Source organism: Algoriphagus sp. (genome assembly GCF_030694375.1).
In the GTDB taxonomy this organism is placed as follows: domain Bacteria; phylum Bacteroidota; class Bacteroidia; order Cytophagales; family Cyclobacteriaceae; genus Algoriphagus.
In genome coordinates, this window is the sequence record NZ_JAUXYL010000039.1 from 1 (window position 1) to 2,363 (window position 2,363).

Sequence of the window (2,363 nt, forward strand, 5' to 3'; positions counted from 1 at the left end):
GCTGTGTGTGCCCAGCATGGGCATCTGGTATCGAAGATATCAAAATATTCCAGAGGGTGAAAGTCCCTTATGTGCGGGGGTAACGCCCTGAAGCATTAGCAAGTCGCAAGGTGGTTTGTCGTAAGGCATGCACTGAAGGAAGCGAGCCTGCAAACCCCGGTTCCAACGAACAGGAACTGGATACAGAGGCCTGACAGGCCGGATGAGGTATCACAGCATACTGACGTCCCAAGGGTGGGAAACCATCAAGTGCCTGTCTGGTAGATCCAGTGGAGATTGGGGGAAGGAATATGCTCTTACCTGGGGAGATCTCTGGATGTCGAGAACATCCAAGAGAAGTCAGCAGAGGTCATAGTAGCTAGCAGAAACGAGCCATAAGAACTATGGAGGCCTCATGAAACTGGCGAAGGACCGAACATTGGATTATGTCCAAATTCGATGAGGAGTTCCGCCCTGCGGAATAGCCTTTTCTTAAGCGGACAAGGTTACCAGTTTTAATAATGATAGAACAAGTACTTAACCGTAAGAACCTCTTCAAAGCCTACCGAAAGGTGGTGCAGAACAAAGGCTCGGCAGGTGTGGACGATATGAAGGTCACCGAACTGTTTTCCTTTCTGGAAAGCAACAGGAAAAGCCTTCTGACTTCCATCCTTAACCATAGTTATGTACCCAAACCTATCAAGGGAGTGGAAATTCCCAAGAGTAACGGAAAGTCCAGATTACTGGGAGTTCCCACAGTGGTAGACAGATGGCTCCAACAGGCGGTAAGCCAAGTACTGATGACCAAGTACGAACTCACGTTCGAAGATCACAGCTACGGCTTCCGTCCCGAAAAGAACATCCATAAGGCTGTAACACAAGCCCTGAAAAACATCAATGGTGGCTATCAGGACATTGTGGACATCGACCTGAAAGGATTCTTTGACGAAGTGGACCATTCGGTTTTACTTCAATTGATCTACCAACGGGTGAAATGCCCGACCACCCTGAGGCTTATCCGAAAATGGCTACGTGCACCGATCCAGATTAACGGAAAACTGCACAAACGTAGAAAAGGCGTACCGCAAGGTTCGCCACTCAGTCCGCTTCTGTCCAACATCCTTCTGGATTTGCTGGACAAGGAACTGGAACGGAGAAACCTGAAATACGTCCGTTATGCGGACGATTTCAGCATCTACACCAAGTCAAAGAAGGAAGCCAGAAAAGTCGGCAACGAGATTTACCTCTTCCTAAGAGACAAACTCAGACTGCCTATCAACAGGGAAAAGAGTGGTATCCGAAGACCATCCGATTTTGAGCTGCTGGGACATGCATTTGTTCCGACGTATCAAAAGGGAGTCAAAGGAAAATATCAGTTGGTAGTGAAGAAAAACAGCTGGGACTCCTTGAAGCGCAAGCTCAAGCAGCTCACCAAGAAGACCAAACCGTACAGCTTCGAAGAACGATTGAAAAAGCTAGCAGAAATCTGGCGAGGATGGGTAAATAACTACCGCCTTGCCAGCATCACAGCTAAACTGAAATCACTCGATGAGTGGCTGAGAAACCGCCTTCGTTACTGCATTTGGCATGATTGGAAAAAGCCTGAGCGGAAACGCAAAAACCTGATCAGATTGGGAGTGGATCAAGATCATGCCTATGCATGGAGTAGAACAAGAAAAGGTGGATGGGCTGTGGCTCAAAGTCCGATTCTGATCACTACCATTACTTTGTCCCGCCTAAGAAGAAAAGGTTATGAATCGATGCTTTCCTACTACCTCAAATCGCAACCTACAATCCAATGAACCGCCGTATACGAGACCCGTACGTACGGTGGTGTGAGAGGCGCACCTCGCTAACTTAACGGTTGGCGAGGCCGTCTACTCGATTATGCCTTCGTTGTTCTTTTGTCGTGTCCACTCTCGTTTTATTTTTTTCTATAAACAAGCACATACTTTTTGTGGTATTCAACTCTCATCTCGTTTTCTGTCAGCAATACGATTTTGTCAGTAGAAGCGTCCAAATAATTTCCGTTAGAGTCTGTTCGCCATTTCTTACCTAAAAGTTCTTGCGTTTGCTTTATCATATTACCTTGTCTTGAGTCCTTTTCGATTACCATTTCGTATTCTACTTCATTATTGGAAATCAGTCTCCAATTTCCCTTGTCTGAGTTCACATCAGTAAATTTTTTGACGTATGTATGGTCAGCATTGATAGTAATGTCGGGTCCATTTGCTACAATTTGAATGTCACTGCCGTCTGGTCCTTTATAGTCTTGTGTTACGTATTTTACTTCATTATTATTTGCGTCCAAGGTTTTAACAAAAACCCATTGTCCAATTAAAATTTTTGTAGTATCAACCTTCTCCGTTGTCAGTGCGCTTAGG

The 2,363-nt window shown here is 45.6% G+C and carries 2 protein-coding genes; one reads left to right on the plus strand and one right to left on the minus strand.

Annotated elements, in window-relative coordinates:
• Positions 1-500: 500 nt before the first annotated feature.
• Positions 501-1,781 carry a group II intron reverse transcriptase/maturase gene (gene ltrA / locus Q8M62_RS14460; protein WP_305668186.1) on the plus strand — a complete coding sequence of 427 codons (1,281 nt, stop codon included), beginning with the start codon at positions 501-503 and terminating at the stop codon, positions 1,779-1,781.
• A gap of 122 nt (positions 1,782-1,903) precedes the next feature.
• Here the strand turns inward: ltrA and Q8M62_RS14465 are convergent.
• Positions 1,904-2,363 (minus strand): hypothetical protein (locus Q8M62_RS14465; protein ID WP_305668187.1); only part of this gene is annotated, 460 nt, incomplete at its 5' end.

What these genes read in the sequence shown, in the direction of transcription:
- ltrA (WP_305668186.1), top strand. Translation starts at nt 501, where the DNA reads ATGATAGAACAAGTACTTAACCGTAAGAACCTCTTCAAAGCCTACCGA.